This window comes from Microcystis sp. M079S1, assembly GCF_020246425.1.
GTDB classification, from domain to species: Bacteria; Cyanobacteriota; Cyanobacteriia; order Cyanobacteriales; family Microcystaceae; genus Microcystis; species Microcystis aeruginosa.
This window is the reverse complement of the sequence record NZ_JADBSZ010000291.1, coordinates 1-18,925: the sequence shown is the minus strand read 5'-3', so window position 1 is coordinate 18,925 and position 18,925 is coordinate 1. Positions and strand designations below refer to the sequence as shown.

Here is an 18,925-nt window from a genome sequence, read left to right as displayed (position 1 = left end):
TCTGAATAATAAACTAAGGTTTTTTGACTACACCATAAATCAAATTCTCCTGCTTTAAAACCATCAGTGAACTTGATTTTACGTCGCTCATCAGATAGTTTGTAGCCTGTTAGTTTATACTCAACCGAACGACTATGCTTTTTAAATCGGGGAAAACCCTTTTTCCCTGGTATCTTAGCATGACAATTCTGATAAAACCTATTAATTGATTGCCAGGCTCTATCAGCAGCCGATTGACGAGCTTGAGAGTTTAATTTATTAACCCAAGGTGTTTCTTTGTTGTCTGCTAGTACAGCACAAAGCTTTTGAAGATCATTACGGGTTGTCCCCTTATTGTCCATCCAATAACGAACACAAGAGTTACGCACAAACTGAGAAGTTCTGATAGCTTCATCAAGCTGGTGATATTGCTCTGGGGTTCCGTTTTTTAGCTTTGTTCTACGACTAGCATTGATTAATCCTCGACCATTGGATAGTTTAATTATAACACAGTTTACCCATAGATGGTAGAATTAAACCGATGCTCTGGGGTTGATATTCTGGTCGGATTTCATCCCCCGCAAAGGTTGATGTCTTGTCGAAAAATTTAGCGGGGGCATTCATCCGACATTTTAGGTAAGTCCCTAAAGATAGTCTCAAGTTTCTCACAACAGAAGGACTGCCCGATCGGCTATACCCAAAACCGATCGATTTAGCGTTTGCGTTTGAGTAATTTAGAAATGCGTCGATTGTACCGCAACCAACGCCAGATTTTAATAACTAATTCCTCCACCCATAAAATAATCGCATCTAATCCCTCTAAAATCCGTTCTAAGGGGTGTTTAACGTAGCCGACGGGGGTTGATTCGGTTTCTAACCATTCTTCGTTAATTGGTTGAATTATCTCCCTAGCGTAGCGGGGATCTAATTGGGTTGCGGGGGGGGATTCTCCCGGAGTAATTTCAGCGGCGGCCGGGGGGATTTTTTGTAAAGATTTATTTTGTTTTTCTTGACTAAAAGCTTTTTTTGTGATACGAGGCTCGGCTGGTGTGCCTGGGGACTGGGGAAGGGGATAAGCGGGGTTAAGGCGGGGTTTTTCGGAGTCTTGGGGAGAAATAGCCAAGATATCGGCGGATTCTAGCCATGTTTGCTCGCTGACGGCGGAAAATGTCAGGGATTGGCGAGAGGAAAAGAAGTGATCGATCGCCGCTTGGATGAGTTTGCCGATCGTGAAGGGATCCGCTTGAGTTTGTTTTTCTAGCCAATCCTGGAGACGTTGCTTGAAGCTGATCAGCAGAGAATTAGGAAGACTTAAGGGATATTTTGCCGATAAAGCGGGTGAATCAGCACTATATTCTAAATTATTCTTCTCTTTTGCCCAGAAATGCTCGATCGCAGCATAAATTAACCAATAAAGTCGCCAGAGATAGGAGGAATTTTTCTCGAGAGTCGGGGACTGGTTAACGAGATCGGAAGGGGGGTTAGAGGTGTGGCTAACACTGCTGGGGATTGCGGGGGAGACAGCGAGAAATTTAGCCTCGAAAATTGCTAATTTTTCGTCAATAACTTCTAAAATCGCTTGAGAATTGAAATTAGGCAGTGGTAAGGAGGGTGGTATCGGGGTTTTGACGAGATGGGATTCCTGGAAGAGATTTATGGCGATCGCTATTTGTCCCTGTTGTTCCCAGCGTAGTAGGTTCCAAAACCAACGTATCGGAGGCAAGACAGGATTTTTATCGGTAAAATTCGGTAATAAAGGTGGATATTGAGGATTTAATCGCTTAATTTTCTGTTTTTCGAGGGCGTAGTTAGCCAGTGCCGTTCTAATTTGTTTTTCTATTTGTCTTTGGGTTTGATTATCGGTGATTTTGACGGTCTGGTGATCGTTAGTGACGAAAACTAAAGCTTGATCCTCTAGATCGGCTGCTATGCCAATAAATGGCGTTTCTTGGTCAGATAAGCTCTGTAGAAATTCTTTGATCGCATCCGTCCCCTCTTTTCCGGGGGGTGATAATTGTTTCTGGAGACTGTTCCCCAATTGATTAGCCGTCATCCGCAGCGATTGTACCAGCAAATAGACGGGATAGAGGGCTATTTGCAGGGCAATAGCGATCGCATTTTGACCGCGACGGGAGACGCGGCCGAGGTTATCTTTCAGACGGATCAAGCGACGGTTGATCAGGTTGAACAGTCGGCTTTTATAGGGATCGGCAGCCATGGATTTTGGGCGATAACATCTTCAATTAGACTATCCTATTGTGCAAGGACGGGATTAAAAAAATTTTGGCCAAAACCCTTGACTCCCGGAAAGATTATTGTTATATTTAAAAAGGTCTGAAATCCACGCCCCCATCGTCTAGTGGCCTAGGACACCTCCCTTTCACGGAGGCGACAGGGATTCGAATTCCCTTGGGGGTATGAAAAGAAGGTCAGAAGTGTCAAGCTTCTGACTTTTCGGTTTTTTTCTCCCGTTGATGGCTTTTCGGTAAGCTGACGGTGAAGATTGTTCCCCGATCGATCTGACTCTCGACGCTAATTTGTCCATGATGACTGAGGGTAATCGCTAAAGCGATCGCTAATCCTAATCCTGTTCCCCCGGAAGTGGCGGAATTTTGTCGTGCGGGATCGAGACGATAAAAGCGATCGAAAATATGGGACAAAGCAGCCTCGGGAATACCGATTCCGTTATCTTTGACGCGTACCAGTAACACCGATTGTCGATCGCGTTTACTTTTCTCCAATTCCACTGCCACATTTTTAGGCTCAGATTCGGGCAAAAAAGCGTGTTTTAGGGCATTAGAGATTAAATTTGTGAATAAACGGGCTAATTGATCCCAATCTCCCCCCATAGTAAACATTTCATCGCTGTAGGAAAAATCCTCTTGGTCCGGTTCCACAATCGACAAAGAGAGGGAAATTCCCTGCTTATCGGCGATTAAACGCTGTTCTTCCACCACTTCCATCAATAGAGCATCCAAAGGTACAGCTTGCTCGATCGGTTGGACGATGCCACTATCAGAACGGGCTAAAAAGAGCAGATCATTGACTAAATTGCCCAATCTTTCCGTTAAACGCTCGATCACTTGCAAGCGTTGATGGCCAGTTTGGGGATAGGCGATCGCCATTTGCACGTTAGTTTGGATAGTGGCGATCGGATTGCGTAATTCATGGGAAGCATCGGCGGTAAATTGTTTTAAACTCTGATAGGACTCTTTTACCGGTTGAATGGCTAAACCGGACAAAAACCAACCAATCCAGGCAACACTAGCAATCATCAGGCAAATTCCGGCGATTAAATCCCATAATAGCTGTCTAATCGGTTTTGTCACCTCAAACCAAGGATGACTTACCCGCAGATATCCCAAAACATAATGACCGATTTCCACCCTTTCGGTTACTTGTCGCAGCAGACGATTATCGGATAAGCGAATAGTTTCCCCTTGACGGTGGGGATGGAGGGGAACATCTAAGGATTCGGCCAGAGTTGACCAAAGTAGATTACCTTGGGGATCAAACCATTCCAAATCTATATGATCGTCCTCGACGGATTTACCCTGACTGGGAAAACTTGCGAGGGGATCGACGCGATAACGTCCTTGATCCGGGGGAATCGATTCGATCACGAGGGAACGATTTACCACCTCAATGATGTGTTTGAGGGTATCATCAATGCGATCCACTAGGGTATGGCGCACATAAAAATACATTCCCGTAGCGAGAAAAAGTAGTAGTATGGCAGTGACAACAGTGTACCATAAGGCTAAACGGCGGCGAGTGGCTTGGAACACCGATAATCTATGGATTGGCTAGAGATTTTTAGAGCAATGTATCCTATTTTACAGCTTATTTGATCGATTTAATAATCGAGAATAAATTATTTTTAGCTATAGGGAAAAACTGACGGTTGCCAAGAATAGCTAGACTTGAACGCTCATAGTCCTGAAAAATTGCCCCTAACAAAAGTATTTTTAGATACATTCTTCCCAATAATTGTTTGAGTAGAACTACAAAAGCAGTCAAAGTGAATTATATTTAACCCTATGGTGACAGGGCTGACAGGAACGGCTAAAAATATTTTTGAGCTTATGTGAATTAATCACAACTATAAATGATGAATTTAAATTACTGGTTAATGAAATCGGAACCCGATGTCTATAGTATCGAGGATTTAAAAAAAGATGGTCAAACTATTTGGGAGGGGGTGCGAAATTATCAGGCCCGCAATTTTCTCCGTCAGATGAAACGGGGAGATTTGTCCTTTTTTTATCATTCTAATACCACCCCGCCGGGGATTGTCGGCTTGATGCGAGTGGTGCAAACTGATATGATCGATCCCACACAATTCGATACCGATAGTCCCTACTATGATTCTAAATCCTCCCCAGATTCCCCGCGCTGGTGGACGGTTAAAGTTGAGTTCGATCGCCTTTTTCCCCAACTGCTGCCCCTGGGAATTTTAAAACAAAATTTTACTGCCGATGAATTATTATTAGTAAGGACAGGAAATCGTCTGTCAGTGATGCCTGTCAATCAAGCGATCGCAACAAAAATTCTCGCTTTAGTCGCTCATCAAGGAGTATAAACTGTGAACCAGAAAGATGCTATTAATTTACTTTCCCTGATTGGGGGATTATTGGCCACTATTGTCATTTTAGCGGCCTTTAATGCCTATGTGATTATCACCCCCGGACAAGCGGGGGTTTTAAGTGTTTTAGGAAAGGCTAAGGACGGGGTTTTATTGGAGGGATTGCACTTTAAACCTCCCTTTGTTTCTAGTGTCGATATCTACGATGTTACGGTGCAAAAATTTGAAGTTCCCGCCCAAAGTTCCACTAAAGATTTACAGGATTTATCCGCTAGTTTTGCGATTAATTTTCGTCTCGATCCGACGCAAGTGGTGTCAATTAGAAGAACCCAAGGCACCCTACAAAATATTGTTGCTAAAATTATCGCCCCTCAAACCCAAGAATCCTTTAAAATTGCCGCCGCTAAAAGAACAGTAGAGGAGGCAATTACTCGACGCAGTGAGTTAAAAGAAGACTTTGATAATGCCCTATCGACTCGGTTAGAAAAGTATGGTATTCTAGTCTTAGATACCAGTGTGGTAGATTTGAATTTTTCTCCAGAATTTGCTCGGGCCGTCGAAGATAAACAAATCGCGGAACAACGCGCCCAAAGAGCCGTTTATATCACCCAAGAAGCGGAACAACAGGCCCAAGCAGAAGTTAATCGCGCTAAAGGGAAAGCTGAGGCACAAAGACTATTAGCAGAAACTTTAAAAGAACAGGGGGGAGGATTAGTTTTACAGAAAGAAGCGATCGAAGCTTGGCGCGAAGGTGGGGCGCAAATGCCTCGGGTTTTAGTCATGGATGGATCGGGAAAAAATAGCGTACCATTTTTATTTAATTATAGTGATTCTTTTCCAGAAAATACCCCCTAAATTCGGGTCTATTTAGCCGAATTGTTTTCTCAAGATACAGCCTTTCCCATCAAGAGGAGGATTTCAGGAAGAATTAAAAGACTCATTGTGCAAACAAGTCATTAAATAGGCGGGTTCATCGAATTGGAAGTTTAGGAACAAGCACAGAGTCATCGCTAATGGTAATTGCCGTAGCTCCTGTCAGTTCCGTTTCCAGAGTAAGTAAAACATCTAGAAGCCTTTGAGCAACCACATCAGGTCTGGCAGAAGATAACCGTAATTTGACAATCCCGTTGCCTAAAGGCTCGGAAAAACAAATCTCGTAAGCTGCCGAGACTTTTATCGAAAATTAAATGAAGCCAGATAAGTACAAACAGCCTTGTATTGAGAACAGGATAGTCATTTTTGGGGAGTCTTTTTAAGATTGTCTTGACAATTCCCGCAAAATAGTTTAGCATCATGATAATGATAATAATAATAATTATCATTTAAATGTGACTAAAATATCATAATTTTAGTCGCTTTTTTGCTTGATGAAGCTATCATTGAACACTTCTGGTTAGACGGCTACCAATTCTGATAAAAAACCAAAATCAACAATCCGCAACCCACGCAGTAACTTCATCATTAAATTGGTGCGTTACGCTTTCGCGCTTCGCACCCTACGAGAATTGATAATTAGGGTTTGCTGAAAAAGTTTGTTGGTGGGGTCAGGAGTCAGGAGTCTCCGAGTCAGTAGCCGGTCGTTTCAGGCTTTGTTGCCCTCTCTTTTCGTACCAGTTTATGTACTACAAGAAGGATAATGCCAGGTTTTTGAGGGTCCCAATCCGATTTTCGCAGCATGAACATCGGATTTTAACAGGTCAAAAGCCTTATTTTAAAAGGGTTTTACCATTATTCAGCAAGCCCTAATTAAAGTTAATTATCTCGATGGAACTCAAGCCAATTTTCGTTTTGTTCAAGACAATTCAGCTAATGGAGTTATCCTTAGTCACTTACCAAGAAATGATCAGGAATTAATGGCATTTTTTCAAGGAAAATTACCACCACAAGTGAAATCTTTTAGCTTTTCTGTCAGTAATCCTCTGCTATTCTCCCCAGAAATAAAAGTAACGCCTTTTTGGGAAGTTGACACTGGTTCATGATCTTTCTTGAACCTTAAGAAGCGGTTAATATCTCTGGCAAATGGAGAATAGGGAACTCGAATCCCTGACCTCTGCGGTGCGATCGCAGCGCTCTACCAACTGAGCTAATTCCCCATATATAGGCCATAATAGCATTTTTGAGCAGAAAATCCTAGGAACTGGCAAGGGATCGAGGGGCAAAAAATCAGGCGGTCTGCCCCTGGAAAACCTTAAAATGGAAAAAGTAATCTTGAGGATGATAACTAATGGCGATACTACGCTTAGAGAATGGGACAACCTATACCCAGTTAGCCGATATTAGTCTGGAATTGGCTAAATTAAATGTTACTTTAAACTATTGGCCGATCGAAAACGAAGCCACTCGTCAGCTACTTAAACAAGCTTCTCTCACTGACGAAGAAAAAGAAATAGTTTTAACCAGCTTAGACGGTTATTTTGAGCAACTTAAACAAGAAGCGGGTTATCAAGCTAGAGATTTAATCGTTTTACACCCTGAAATTCCCAATCTCGACACTTTACTGGCAAAGTTCGAGCGCTGTCACACCCACGCCGACGATGAGGTGCGTTATATCATTGATGGGGAGGGGGTTTTTGGCTTTGTCTTTGCCGATGGTTCTCAGGGGGAATTAACTATTCAACCTCAAGAATATATCAATGTTCCCGCCCATAGCGAACACTGGTTTCACCTCACTGCCAGTAAACGAGTTAAAGCAGTACGTTACTTCACCAGTACCGCCGGATGGGTTCCCGAATATACGGAAACTGTCATTCGTTTTCCTAGTTTAACAGCCGTGTAGCCTTTGCTTTTAGGCGATCGCTTTCCCAATAAGACAGACGAGTTTTGCAGGGATGGCAACGCCGGCAGCAACAATCTGTTAAGCGGCAAATTTGTCCTGTTGAAAAATCTCCCGTCTAGTGCCTAGCTTGACGGGAGATTGTCTCAATTCGGGGGATTGGCGTGATAGATTTAGTCTAAGCCGAATTGATTGCCCCGTTTGTACTGTAAATAGGCGGCAACGAACAAACCCGCTAGGGTAATGGGAATTAAGCCTAGGGTAATGCCTAGCACTAAAGGTTCAATCACGTCTGTACTCCTTGGATTAGCAATTTTCCACCCGTATTTTATCGTAGCAGCGGTTGCCCTGGAAAGATAGGGCGATCGCACATACTTATTAAATAGGGTTTGCTGAACAAGTTTTTTGTGGGGTAGTGGGGTAGTGGGGTGGTCACTGCGTGCGCGTTGCGGGGGGTAGTGGGGAATTTAGCTGAAATTTCCCTAAATCCCTATCTCCCTATCTCCCTATCTCCCTGACTTGAAAGAGGGTGTAGGGTGTGGGGTGTGGGGTGTAGGGAAGGAAACCTCTTTCATCTCTGGTGGTGAAAATTTTTTCATCGAGACTGACTCTTATCTCCCGACTCCCCAAAAGGAAAACTTGCTATCTCACCATTAAGATAACTGCTCTACTCTAGGAGCGACCGAGAAAAAATTTTCTCAATGTGCCTTTACCCCAATAGCGATCAATTTCTTGCCAGAGATTGTGGAGACAAAAAACCACTGCTAGACAGAGAGTAACCGCAAGGATTTGAGAGAAACTTTCCCTTTGCCAAAATTTGGCCATTGCCTGCGAAATTACCCGCGTTACTCGATAAGCTTCCAGAAAACCCTCGATCGAGCCGAGAATCAGTGCTGCTAGGGTATAAACAAAGGTTCGATATAGAACACTAACGTAACGGGGACGATTTTCTAACCATTCTAGCTTCATGGCTGCGTCGAGAATGGCCACGGTTTTTGCCGCAAGGATCGCTCCTACGATCGCTTTACCCAAAACGTAGGTGGTAATCGAATACTCTTCCAGAAATAATTTCATGATCAGAAGAATATAACCGAAAGCCAAGAAAAAAAAGAGGGCAAGAGAACCGATTTTTTTTAATTCCTTTTTAAGTGCTTCCATTTATTTTTATTGATTTTTTTTGATATTTTCTGCCAAGATAGCGGCCGCGTACCATAACTATAAGCTATAGTTAATTATTTGTTGCAGCTATTCTCCCATCTCCAGCAGAAAGTTTGAGCGCTGATAACTAAACTGATGCTTGAAACTAATTACGGCTTGATTGTCGATAAAATGAGGATTACCGAGGGGATCGATGGCACTGAAAGCGTAGAAATAACGGCGTACTAGGGGCGGAAAATCGCTAAAATCGAAGATTGTGTCACCTTTGGCCACATCTGCCCAAAAATTTCGTAATTTCGGGGCTAATTCCTCCGCTAGACTCATGGGAAGATTGAGGGGATGGCAGGTTAATAAACGCATCATAAAAGGATAAGAGCGATCGCCTAACCATTGCCGAGAAATGGCGGGTAAATTCTCCCATCCGGGTATATTTTGCAGATGAAAGGATTCTATGGCTAATTCTCCCGTGTTTTCGCAATATTCTAGCACCCGGTAGGGATGGGGATAACTGACGAGGGAACCGGTGGTAATTTCATAGATACCTCTAGTAAAAGCCAGATCTTGCACGTGGAGATGACCAGTAATCAACAATTTTACGCCGTTTTCCTGTAGTATATCGAGCAGTTCTACCGCATTAGCCAACATATAGCGTTTACCTAATTCATGATTGCTTTGTCCGGGTAAATGCTCGATAACGTTATGATGGATCATCACCATCACTAGATCGTTTTTTAGCGCGGGTAAAATCTGTTTTAACCAATGCAATTGTTCTGCATCTAAACTGCCAATTTGTTTACCTTGATCATCGAATTGATTAGAATTAAGACCGATTAATTGCACTCCGGGTAAAATTTCTTTTTGGTAGTATATTTGTTCGGGATTGCTGTAACCAAATTGTTGATAATAAAAGGGAAAATCTGCTAAACCGATCTGGTTTTCCGTCGCGGTTAAACTCAAAACATCATGATTACCCGGCACCACATAGACGGGAAAGGGTAAAGTGGCTAAACAATCGGCTAACCAACGATGATTTTCTGGTTCACCATCTTGGGTTAAATCGCCAGCAATCAGCAGAAAATCGAGGTTAAGGGTGATGAGATGGTCTAAAACAATTTTTAAAGCGGGAATACTCACTTCCACCAGATGAAAGCGATTAGAATGGTTCAAAATGGTTGTGGGTAAAGCGATATGAGGATCGCTGAGAATGGCGAAACGGAAATTCATCGCATGCAATTGGGCTAAATATAGGTAAACTAGATCGATCGAGGAGAAATAGAGGAGAAAATATCTTTGGCTAAAGTTCGCGTTCGTCAGCACGTCAATCCCTTAAGTCATAAATATCGCCATCCGATCGCTCCCCCCGATTGGAATCAAGTTTATCAGGATATGACGCAACCTCTCCATCTTGACATTGGTTGTGCGCGGGGTAAATTTTTGTTACAAATGGCCCAAGTAGCTCCAGAAATTAATTTTTTGGGGATTGAAATTCGTCAACCTTTGGTAATTGAAGCGAATCAGGAACGGGAAAGGTTAGGATTAAGTAATCTCGCTTTTGTTTTTGGCAATATGAATGTTGCCCCAGAAATTTTACTGCAATCTTTGCCCGCAGATAAGTTATTTTGGGTGTCGATTCAATTTCCCGATCCTTGGTTTAAACAGCGTCACAGTAAGCGTCGGGTTGTGCAGCCAGAATTAGTAATAGCTTTGGCTAAGTATATGGTAGCTGGGGGCTGGGTTTTTTTACAGTCGGATGTGGAATCGATCGCCCTGGAAATGACCGAGAGATTTCAAGCACATCCCCATTTTGTTCGGCAACATCAAACCCCCTGGTTAGAGGAAAATATTTTCCCCGTACCGACGGAGAGGGAAAAGTCCACTTATAATAAGGGTCAACCGGTTTATCGCTCGCTTTTTCGAGTTCGGTAGCTTCAGTTAAAATATCTTGGCACTGTCTCAAATCATGGTTAGAAATCTCGACTCACCCCTAATACTTGAGGATAATAATCGCCCCCCTGTCTCTCAATTGCTAGAATTTCTCTTAACCAAAGAAAAAAACACTAAAAAAACTAAAGAAAATCTTACTTTTGAGGCTTTAGTCGGTACTTGGCGATTATACTTTATCACGGGAACTCAAAAAGCGAAAAAGAGAGCGGGAATTGTTTTGGGTAAGGGTCGCTATCTACCGTCCTGGTTAAAAATTACCATCTCTTACCAAAGAAATGAGAGTTTAGAACCGGGAGAATTTATCTCTGGAACCGTCAGTAATCAGATAGTTTTAGGGGCAGTAAAACTATCCGTAAGCGGTCCGGTTAAGTTTTTTCCTAAAACCCGTCTTCTTGCCTTTGATTTTACCCGGCTCAACCTAACCCTATTTAATCGCTCTCTCTATTCAGGTTTTATTAGAAATGGCCAGGTAAGTGAAGCGAATTTTTATCAGGAAAGTATCAAAAAACAGGCATTTTTTGCCTATTTTTTGATCACAGAAACAATGATGGCAGCCCGGGGACGAGGGGGAGGATTAGCCCTTTGGGTAAAAGAGGTAAGTGGGACAAAACTAGCTGAAAAATAAGTTATTAGAGGAGAAATAGATGGGATATTCTATCGAGGTAGATGGGACAAATTTTGACAGTGAAGTGATCGAGAAATCTTATCTAAATACAGTGATTTTAGACTTTTATGCCCTGTGGTGTGGACCCTGTAAATTGGTAAAACCGATGCTAGAAAAACTAGCAAGTGAATATAATTTTATCCTGGCCAAAATAGATATAGATAAAAATCCCGAATTAGCCGAACAATACGATGTGGAAGGAGTTCCCGATGTGCGAATTGTCAGCAAGGGAGAAGTGTTACCCTGTTTTGTCGGTGCTTTGCCAGAAGAACAAATTAGAGACTTATTTTCCCGTCTCGATTTACAATCGGAATTAGAAACAGGATTAGCAGAAATCCAAGAAGCGATCGCCCTCGATAATTTGACCGCAGCTAAACAATTATTTGATCGTCTTTTTCCCAAATATCCCAACGAACCGCAATTAATTATTATGGCGGTAAAATTTCTCATGCGTCTAGAAAAATGGTCTGACGCTTACCGATTAATCACTGCTATTAAAGAGGAAAATACCCCGATTAAAGGCTGGAAAACTCTCCTAGAATTTCAACAGTTAAAACCGGAAAATAATCCACTCGATCCAATATTTTTTACTGGGATTAATTTCGCATTAAAAGAAGATTATTCCGCCGCTTTAGATAAACTGATCAGCGTGGTGGGAAAAAGTAGAAAATATCGTCAGGATGGTGCAAGAAAGGCCATGTTAGCCATATTTCAGATTTTAGGAGTTAGTCATCCCCTCACCCAAGAATACCAAGCAAAGTTAACATTTCTGCTCTACTAGCTAGAGGAAAGAAAAGAGAGCTTTTTTAGTTATCAGTAAACAGTAATCATTGAAAAGAAAACGGTAACGGGTGCAGCTCATATCTGTGACTTTCTCTCACTTATGGCGAACTGTTGATCGGAGAGAAAAAATCATCATCTGTTTGCGGGAGATTCCCGATAAGAACCGCCGCACAGACGGGGTTTACCCCCTCTACCAATACAAATGAACTAGGCTCTCCCCCTAACACCAAAGACATAGGTAGGGTTTTCATGATTTCTAAAAAAGTTAAGGAATATGGTATTGACATCCTCACCGCCGGGGCCGGACGGTGATAATTGATCAGATTTTGTGATCATTTATCGGCTAGTATAGTAATTCATTCTATAGGGTGTTGACAAAATAGCTAGAAAGTGGTAAGCAACATCGGGCAGTTTCTGGTCGTGCCAAGTGCGATTTGTCTAGGGAGAGGGTAAAGAGCGAAGGAAAACCGTGAGTATGGCGGTAATAATCGCGACGGTTACGGGGATAATCAGCGATTTCGCCCCTTTTAAATCGGATATATCCTTAACTAGCCCCGATTGTTCGTTTTCTAGCCTTTCTAACCGCTTATCCATTCCCTCGACTTTCTCGATTAATTTTGCCTGTCCTACCTCTAGTTTTGTCAGGCGATCATCGATTCGATCGATCTTTCCCTCGATCCGCGTCAGGATGGCTTCTAGGGAATAGGTGACGGTTTCTCCCGATTGACTCATAAACTAAATTCCTTGTTGCGGGGGATACTTCGCATTCTATCACTCCCGAAAGATGGCAGAATTACCAATCCAGAGGCAACGGCAACGATTATCAGCCTACAATATTACTAGGCGATCGAATAATCTCCGAAATTCAGATGAGTCAATTAAGATCTATTTCTGGGAAAAAGTTCGCCAAAATTTGAGAACGTCATTGAGAATTCAAGGTAGCCATTACATTTACTGTATTACTCGTTAAGACTGTCTATGAACCATCGTCAACAATTAATTCAAGAACTCGAACAAGTACCTGATGATCTAATAGAAACCGTATTAGATTTTTTACATCGAGTTCAGGCAACAGGCAACAGTCATCCTCTGGCCAATTTTTCAGGCATTTTAAGCGATTCAGAGGCACAAGAACTGCAACAAGCCATTAAAACAGAATGTCGTCAGTTGGTAAGGATTGCATCACCTACAAAAACAGCCTACAATATTTAGACTAAATCCAGTTATTGAAGACTGATTATTTACACAACCCCGTAGAAATGTTAGATTTTAGGAGTGGTAATAATTATCTATCCATCCCTCCCATTGATCGATCTAGGAGATAAGCAATGAAAATGAAAGTTATCGTTCACGAGGCGGAGGAAGGTGGCTTCTGGGGGGAAGTCCCGGCGCTCCCCGGCTGTGCCACCCAAGCAGAAACTTTCGAGGAACTACTAGAGAATTTACACGAGGCGATCGAAGGTTGTCTATCCATAGATGTGGAATCCTTGCCGACCGATCCGAAAACTCGGATTCTAGAGATAGCGATATGAAATCGATTTCTGGGAAAAAGTTCGCCAAAATTTTAGAGCGTCACGGATGGTAATTATTGAGAATTCAAGGTAGCCATCACATTTACTGTCAGCCGGATAATCCCACCCGTATCTCTGTGCCGATTCACGGAAATCAGGATTTAAAAATCGGATTACTCAAGCATTTTTTGAAACAAGCGGGACTTTCTGAAGAAGATATTTGATCAATGCGATCGTTGTAATTCCGTCACTCCCGAAAGATCGCAGAATTACCAATAACGATTATCAGCCTACAATATTACTAGGCGATCGAATATTCCCGGAAATTCAGATGAGTCAATCCCCCGTCACTATCACCTATTCCCTAGAAACTGTTCTAACAAGAATCGAAGGCAAGTTAGACTCTTTACAGAAAGATGTCACCGATCTAAAAGTAGATATGGCCGAGGTTAAAACCGAACTCAAGATTATTGATAGGCGATTGGAAAAAGTAGAGGGAACACAGAACGCTTTAATTCAGGATGTATCGGACCTTAAGGGAGCAAAATCGTTGATTATTCCCGTGGTAGTGGCAGTATTAACCAGTATTCTGACTTTACTGGTGCGATCGATCCCGAATCCTTAAAAGTTTCCCCGTTTGTATAGTAAATTCGTAGGTCGGGTTGAGGCAACGAAACCCGACATAGATCCTCGGTTGTTGGGTTTCACTCCGTTCAATCCAACCTACGGCATCCAAATTTACCAAAAAATACCCTTGCGAGAAGAGTATTTAGCAGCGTCCGCTTGGCAAATATCATTTTTCTAAGGTATCTTAGAATAAGATAACCTCCACAAAATAGGAGACAAGATTAATGAAGATGGAGAAGACAATAGTAGCGGCTGCTGCTTATATTGCTTTATTAGGGTATCATGCCCCCTGTCAGGCCGCAGCCAGAGTAGATTTTCTAGAGCCTCCCCTTGAGTTCAACGATATCAAGCCGTGGCCAGAAATTAATGCTTGGTCAGTAGATTTTCTAGAGCCTCCCCTTGAGTTCAACGATATCAAGCCGTGGCCAGAAATTAATGCTTGGTCAAGCGGTGATGTTTTGTCTCCCTCGCCAGTTTTTGATTCCACTGGGTTTACCATCTATGGGAATGAGGGGCAAGACACCTTTACCTATAAATTACCTTTAGTCAATACCTTGCGAGACACCATCTATGGGAATGAGGGGCAAGACACCTTTACCCACAAACCGCCGGCAGCCAGTACCTTGCAGGACACCACCTATGGGAATGAGGGGCAAAACACCTTAGTAGCTATTTGGGAGTCTTCAGAAACCAAATCTATAAGCGGGGAAATCTGGTTTCATCCTCTAACTGATTTGGCGATTGAGAGTTATTCTTCAGAAATCAACTCTATGAGCGGGGGAATTTGGACAATAGCTATTTGGCAGTCCTCAGAAACCAAATCTATAAGCGGGGAAATCTGGTTTCATCCTCTAACTGATTTGGCGATTGAGAGTTATTCTTCAGAAATCAACTCCATGAGCGGGGGAATTTGGACAAACGATGGTGAACGCAAAGCAAGAGGACGACAATTATTGTTAACGACCTACGCTAGTCTTTTTTTTCACCTGTCACTCAAATTTATTCGTGGTTGGATTCCAAAAACAAAGTTATTCTCGACTAATCTTTTTATGACTATTCCTGCTTTTTTTCTAAAGGAAAGTAACAAGAAGGAAGGTAACGAGAAAGTAGATAACTACCCTAGCTCAAGGTTAGCTATATGCCTCAATTAGTAGGGGCGAGAATAACCTAAAAGGAACAACATCACTGATTTCTATTTTCTTAATTTGCAAGGAGAAACTTTACCATGAAATGCACACTTAATCAGTATTGCCCTGATTCAGGGGGCGATCAAAACCCAAATAATGGAGGAAATCCCCATGTCATCAATTCCGCAGAACCAGTCTCAAGAGCAGTCCCGAAACCAGTTTCTATTACTCCTAATGAAGAGCTTGTTCTATTGTCTCTTCAAAATAAAGAGTTATACGGACTGCAAATTATTGAGTCCATCGCAGATGCTAGTGGGGGACACAGAAAGCTCCGTATTGGCTCTCTCTATCCTACTCTTCACAGCCTGGAAGAAAAAGGACTTATCAAATCTCGATGGGGAGATGAGCGTCCCGATGACAGAGGCGGTGCGAGAAGGAGGTATTATCACCTTACCCAATTGGGAGAAAGAACTATCTCTAGCATTCAAGAGTTCAGGCACAATCTCCTCCATTGGAAACCCGTCTGAGTCAGAAGCCGTTGTCAATCACATTATGGAGGTTTTGTATCGGAAGTCTTGGACAACTCGGTGGTTAGCCATACCTGTCGCCCTCATTTTGCCAAAAGACAGGAGGGAGGAGTGGTTAGGAGATCTTTACGATCTCTATAACAACAAAATTGTCCAAAAATACCCTCCTTTCGTGGCAAATCTCATCGTGATTTGTAGAACATTAGTTTTAATCGGGTCAGCCATTGAAATCAATTTTAGTATTTTTTAAATGGCTATCTCGATCGCTTCTTGGGATGATGGGGGGGATGGAGCTAAAGTGAAGTCCCCACATTATTCAAGAATTTCATATCTTATGCACTGGACAGCGCAACGGTACAGAGATCATAAGGTGGGATATGGCAATCTTAAGAGAATCCTCGTCGTATTACGAAATCCTCAAAGAAGCAACAGACTTAGGAATTCGGAGAGAAATTTTTAACAGTATCGAATTAGGACTAGAGTTAAAATTCGGAATCGAAGGACTGGAATTACTGCCAGAGATCCGACAGATTCAAGATTTAGAAAACCTCAAACAAATTCAAGTGAATGAGAACCGTAGAATCGATCAAACGAGTCGGTAAAATCTATAGCGATATGAGTTCGGGTAAAACCTTGATATTATCCTAGCCGATTAACTCTTAACCCGGAGTGATGTTTTTTCATAAAAAAAACTCGATCGCATTTAAGCGATCGAGTCCAGAAAAAACAGACTAATTATTAATAGTCGAAGTCACCACCGCCGGCGGGAGGAGCGGATTTTTCTTTTTCCGGTTTATCCACAACAATACACTCGGTAGTTAAAACCATACCGGCGATAGAAGCGGCATTTTGTAGGGCAGAACGAGTCACTTTCGCAGGGTCAACGATACCCGCCTCAAACATATCGGAGAACTCACCGGTAGCGGCATTATAACCGACATTAAAGGGCTTTTCTTTCACCCGTTCGGCAATAACTGCACCGTTTTGGCCGGCATTTTCAGCGATCCGTTTTAAGGGGGCAGCAATGGCGCGAGAAACGATTAAAGCACCGGTTAATTCTTCATGGTGTAGGGTTTCTTTAGCCCAAGTTTCCAATTGGGGAGCGAGGTGAGCTAAAGTAGTACCACCCCCGGGGACGATACCTTCTTCTACGGCTGCTTTAGTGGCGTTAATTGCGTCTTCTAGGCGCAATTTGCGGTCTTTCATTTCCGTTTCGGTAGCGGCACCGACTTTAATCACTGCCACACCCCCGGCTAATTTAGCCAGACGTTCTTGCAGTTTTTCTTTATCGTAGGAAGAATCGGTTTCCTCGATTTGACGGCGAATTTGCTCACAACGGGTTTTCACTGCCACGTCGTTTCCTTCGGCGACGATGGTGGTGGTATCTTTGTTCATAGTGATACGACGGGCCGTACCTAAGCTGTCAATTTTGGTGGTTTCCAGTTTTAAACCCGCATCTTCGCTAATGACTTGACCACCGGTTAAGACGGCGATATCTTCTAACATCGCTTTTCTGCGATCGCCAAATCCAGGGGCTTTCACCGCAGTAACGTTAAGAACACCGCGCAGACGGTTAACCACTAGGGTTGCCAAAGCTTCTTTTTCGATGTCTTCGGCGATAATTACTAGGGGTTTGCCTTGACGGGCAACTTGTTCGAGAATGGGAACCAAATCCTGTACTAAACCGATTTTTTTGTCGGTAATCAGAATAGCGGGATCCTCAAAAACGCATTCCATGCGCTCGGTGTCGGTGACAAAGTAGGGAGAGATATAACCTTTGTCAAAACGCATCCCTTCGGTGATTTCTAGTTCGGTGGTCATCGATTTCCCTTCTTCTAGGGAAATTACGCCTTCTTTGCCGACTTTATCCATGGCCGAGGCGATCATTTGACCGACTTCATCATCGTTACCGGCAGAGATAGCGCCCACTTGTGCGATCGCTTTGGAATCTTCTACGGGTTTCGCGTGTTTGGCGATTTGACTGACGAGGAAATCGGCAGCTTTATCGATCCCTTTTTTCAGAGAAATCGGGTTAGCACCGGCGGCGACGTTGCGTAAACCTTCTTTAACGATAGCGTGAGCGAGAACGGTGGCGGTAGTAGTACCATCACCCGCTACATCGTTGGTTTTTGAGGCGGCTTGGCGAATTAAAGCCACACCAGTGTTCTCGATATGGTCTTCCAGTTCGATTTCTTTAGCGATGGTGATGCCATCATTGACGATTTGGGGCGCGCCAAATTTCTTTTCGAGGACGACGTTACGACCTTTGGGGCCAAGGGTGACGGCTACCGCTTCGGCCAGCAGGTCCATGCCTTTTTCTAAGGCGCGACGAGCATCTTCGTTGTAGATAATAGATTTAGCCATAATGTATCGTTATTCGTGCAAAATAGGGGTTTTCAAGGGTAGATGCTTAGGAAACGGCGGCGAGAATGTCTTTTTCGGAGAGGAGAACGAATTCTTCGCCACCAAGTTTGATATCGGTTCCGGCATATTTGGAGTAGAGAACTTTGTCACCCACACCCACTTCTACGGGGGTACGGCTACCGTCATCGTTGCGTTTGCCGGGGCCGACGGCCACGACTTCCCCGATTTGGGGTTTTTCTTTAGCGGCATCGGGAAGGAAAATACCACCGGCGGTTTTTTCTTCGCTGGGACTAACTTTGACGAAAACTCGATCGCCTAGGGGTTTAACAGTAGTTACGTTGATGCTGACTGCAGCCATGGAATATCCTCCGTTTCTCTTGTATTTTGGTAAGTGTCTTTTCCAGATTAGCACTCTTACCTTCCGAGTGCTAATTTACCGAAATACAAGGCCCCCTGACAACTGCTCGATCGGTACGGGTTTCCGAACTATGGTGTTAAGCTAGGGTTTGCTGAATAAGTTTGTTGGTGGGGTTAGGAGTCGGTCGTCAGGATTCAGGAGTCAGGAGTCGGTCGTCAGGAGAATTAAGAATGAGCATTAATCAATTAAATGCTCTATTTAGCGATTTTAGGCAATTTTATGCTTATTTTTCTCATTTTTGCCCTTTCAAAAATTAATTAGGGTTTGCTGAATAAATGTGAAATGTAGGCAAGGTAGCGGTTTTGTGGCTTTTCTCGCGAAACAAGTGCAAGATTTTGAGAGAATCGTGCTTCAAAACCTTGCGTCTTCATCGGCCCGCGTCCTGTAGGGGCGAAGCATTCGGGCAATAACCTATCGGTGAAACCGGAGATTTTCTATCCGAATGCTTCGCCCGTACTTTTTGCC

At 43.1% G+C, this 18,925-nt stretch carries 21 protein-coding genes, 2 tRNA genes and 2 pseudogenes; 14 read left to right on the top strand and 11 right to left on the bottom strand.

Annotated features, from left to right (window positions below; translation table 11 throughout):
• Together IM456_RS18995 and IM456_RS18990 are read right to left on the bottom strand one after the other, a co-directional pair.
• A pseudogene (locus tag IM456_RS18995) lies at positions 1–451 on the bottom strand (nuclease/transposase family protein); the annotation flags it as partial.
• Between the two features lie 240 nt (positions 452–691).
• Positions 692–2,197 (bottom strand): hypothetical protein, encoded by a 1,506-nt coding sequence (locus tag IM456_RS18990; RefSeq protein ID WP_149987457.1) that lies wholly within the window; start codon positions 2,195–2,197, stop codon positions 692–694.
• A 127-nt stretch (positions 2,198–2,324) separates the two neighbouring features.
• Between IM456_RS18990 and IM456_RS18985 the strand changes: the two genes are divergently transcribed.
• Positions 2,325–2,397 (top strand) — tRNA-Glu (locus IM456_RS18985).
• 20 nt (positions 2,398–2,417) lie between these two features.
• Here the strand turns inward: IM456_RS18985 and IM456_RS18980 are convergent.
• A complete protein-coding gene (locus IM456_RS18980; RefSeq protein WP_287692758.1) occupies positions 2,418–3,767 on the bottom strand; it encodes a sensor histidine kinase in 1,350 nt (449 codons plus the stop codon).
• Between the two features lie 55 nt (positions 3,768–3,822).
• Positions 3,823–3,999, bottom strand: a complete 177-nt coding sequence (locus IM456_RS18975) for a hypothetical protein (RefSeq protein WP_172970539.1) — start codon at positions 3,997–3,999, stop codon at positions 3,823–3,825.
• Positions 4,000–4,087: 88 nt separating this feature from the next.
• Between IM456_RS18975 and IM456_RS18970 the strand changes: the two genes are divergently transcribed.
• Entirely contained in the window at positions 4,088–4,561 is a 474-nt protein-coding gene (locus tag IM456_RS18970; RefSeq protein WP_149987459.1) for an EVE domain-containing protein, read from the top strand.
• A 3-nt stretch (positions 4,562–4,564) separates the two neighbouring features.
• Positions 4,565–5,419: a prohibitin family protein gene (locus IM456_RS18965; protein ID WP_149987460.1), complete on the top strand. Its 855-nt coding sequence runs from the start codon at positions 4,565–4,567 to the stop codon at positions 5,417–5,419.
• 1,165 nt (positions 5,420–6,584) lie between these two features.
• On the opposite strand, the gene IM456_RS18960 is transcribed toward IM456_RS18965, so the two are convergent.
• A tRNA-Ala gene (locus IM456_RS18960) sits at positions 6,585–6,657 on the bottom strand.
• Positions 6,658–6,788: 131 nt separating this feature from the next.
• On the opposite strand from IM456_RS18960, the gene IM456_RS18955 reads away from it, so the two are divergent.
• Complete coding sequence (locus IM456_RS18955; protein ID WP_002759439.1) at positions 6,789–7,340, top strand: 1,2-dihydroxy-3-keto-5-methylthiopentene dioxygenase; 552 nt, start codon at positions 6,789–6,791, stop codon at positions 7,338–7,340.
• A 170-nt stretch (positions 7,341–7,510) separates the two neighbouring features.
• On the opposite strand, the gene petG is transcribed toward IM456_RS18955, so the two are convergent.
• From petG to IM456_RS18940, 3 genes are all read right to left on the bottom strand, one after another.
• On the bottom strand, positions 7,511–7,627 hold the full coding sequence (petG, locus tag IM456_RS18950) for a cytochrome b6-f complex subunit V (RefSeq protein WP_004162585.1): 117 nt from the start codon (positions 7,625–7,627) through the stop codon (positions 7,511–7,513).
• Between the two features lie 382 nt (positions 7,628–8,009).
• On the bottom strand, positions 8,010–8,495 hold the full coding sequence (locus IM456_RS18945; RefSeq protein WP_287693436.1) for a hypothetical protein: 486 nt from the start codon (positions 8,493–8,495) through the stop codon (positions 8,010–8,012).
• An 87-nt stretch (positions 8,496–8,582) separates the two neighbouring features.
• Positions 8,583–9,719, bottom strand: coding sequence for a metallophosphoesterase family protein (locus IM456_RS18940; protein WP_287693440.1), 1,137 nt, complete (start codon positions 9,717–9,719; stop codon positions 8,583–8,585).
• 66 nt (positions 9,720–9,785) lie between these two features.
• Between IM456_RS18940 and trmB the strand changes: the two genes are divergently transcribed.
• From trmB to IM456_RS18925, 3 genes are read left to right on the top strand one after another with little or no spacing between them, the layout of a single operon-like run.
• Positions 9,786–10,421 (top strand): tRNA (guanosine(46)-N7)-methyltransferase TrmB, encoded by a 636-nt coding sequence (gene trmB, locus IM456_RS18935; RefSeq protein WP_287693437.1) that lies wholly within the window; start codon positions 9,786–9,788, stop codon positions 10,419–10,421.
• A 34-nt stretch (positions 10,422–10,455) separates the two neighbouring features.
• Positions 10,456–11,064, top strand: coding sequence for a hypothetical protein (locus IM456_RS18930; RefSeq protein ID WP_287693438.1), 609 nt, complete (start codon positions 10,456–10,458; stop codon positions 11,062–11,064).
• Between the two features lie 19 nt (positions 11,065–11,083).
• Complete coding sequence (locus tag IM456_RS18925) at positions 11,084–11,884, top strand: tetratricopeptide repeat protein (RefSeq protein WP_149987465.1); 801 nt, start codon at positions 11,084–11,086, stop codon at positions 11,882–11,884.
• A gap of 440 nt (positions 11,885–12,324) precedes the next feature.
• On the opposite strand, the gene IM456_RS18920 is transcribed toward IM456_RS18925, so the two are convergent.
• On the bottom strand, positions 12,325–12,618 hold the full coding sequence (locus IM456_RS18920) for a hypothetical protein (protein WP_002759475.1): 294 nt from the start codon (positions 12,616–12,618) through the stop codon (positions 12,325–12,327).
• A 246-nt stretch (positions 12,619–12,864) separates the two neighbouring features.
• Here IM456_RS18920 and IM456_RS18915 point away from each other — a divergent pair, with 246 nt between their 5' ends.
• The 7 genes and pseudogenes from IM456_RS18915 (at position 12,865) to IM456_RS18885 (ending at position 16,280) form a co-directional block, all read left to right on the top strand.
• Positions 12,865–13,098 (top strand): hypothetical protein, encoded by a 234-nt coding sequence (locus tag IM456_RS18915; protein ID WP_149987466.1) that lies wholly within the window; start codon positions 12,865–12,867, stop codon positions 13,096–13,098.
• 116 nt (positions 13,099–13,214) lie between these two features.
• Positions 13,215–13,418, top strand: coding sequence for a type II toxin-antitoxin system HicB family antitoxin (locus IM456_RS18910; protein WP_002737783.1), 204 nt, complete (start codon positions 13,215–13,217; stop codon positions 13,416–13,418).
• Positions 13,415–13,621, top strand: a pseudogene (locus IM456_RS18905) (type II toxin-antitoxin system HicA family toxin). Before IM456_RS18910 ends, IM456_RS18905 begins: the two are co-directional and overlap by 4 nt.
• Before the next feature lie 107 nt (positions 13,622–13,728).
• Positions 13,729–14,022: a shikimate dehydrogenase gene (locus IM456_RS18900; protein ID WP_287693439.1), complete on the top strand. Its 294-nt coding sequence runs from the start codon at positions 13,729–13,731 to the stop codon at positions 14,020–14,022.
• A 232-nt stretch (positions 14,023–14,254) separates the two neighbouring features.
• Positions 14,255–15,175 carry a hypothetical protein gene (locus IM456_RS18895; RefSeq protein ID WP_149987467.1) on the top strand — a complete coding sequence of 307 codons (921 nt, stop codon included), beginning with the start codon at positions 14,255–14,257 and terminating at the stop codon, positions 15,173–15,175.
• Positions 15,176–15,249: 74 nt separating this feature from the next.
• Positions 15,250–15,678, top strand: a complete 429-nt coding sequence (locus tag IM456_RS18890; protein WP_149987468.1) for a PadR family transcriptional regulator — start codon at positions 15,250–15,252, stop codon at positions 15,676–15,678.
• A 377-nt stretch (positions 15,679–16,055) separates the two neighbouring features.
• A complete protein-coding gene (locus tag IM456_RS18885) occupies positions 16,056–16,280 on the top strand; it encodes a hypothetical protein (protein WP_002759485.1) in 225 nt (74 codons plus the stop codon).
• Between the two features lie 136 nt (positions 16,281–16,416).
• On the opposite strand, the gene groL is transcribed toward IM456_RS18885, so the two are convergent.
• Together groL and groES are read right to left on the bottom strand one after the other, a co-directional pair.
• A complete protein-coding gene (groL, locus tag IM456_RS18880) occupies positions 16,417–18,042 on the bottom strand; it encodes a chaperonin GroEL (protein WP_002804201.1) in 1,626 nt (541 codons plus the stop codon).
• Positions 18,043–18,088: 46 nt separating this feature from the next.
• Positions 18,089–18,400, bottom strand: coding sequence for a co-chaperone GroES (groES, locus tag IM456_RS18875; RefSeq protein WP_002737272.1), 312 nt, complete (start codon positions 18,398–18,400; stop codon positions 18,089–18,091).
• Positions 18,401–18,925: the final 525 nt, after the last annotated feature.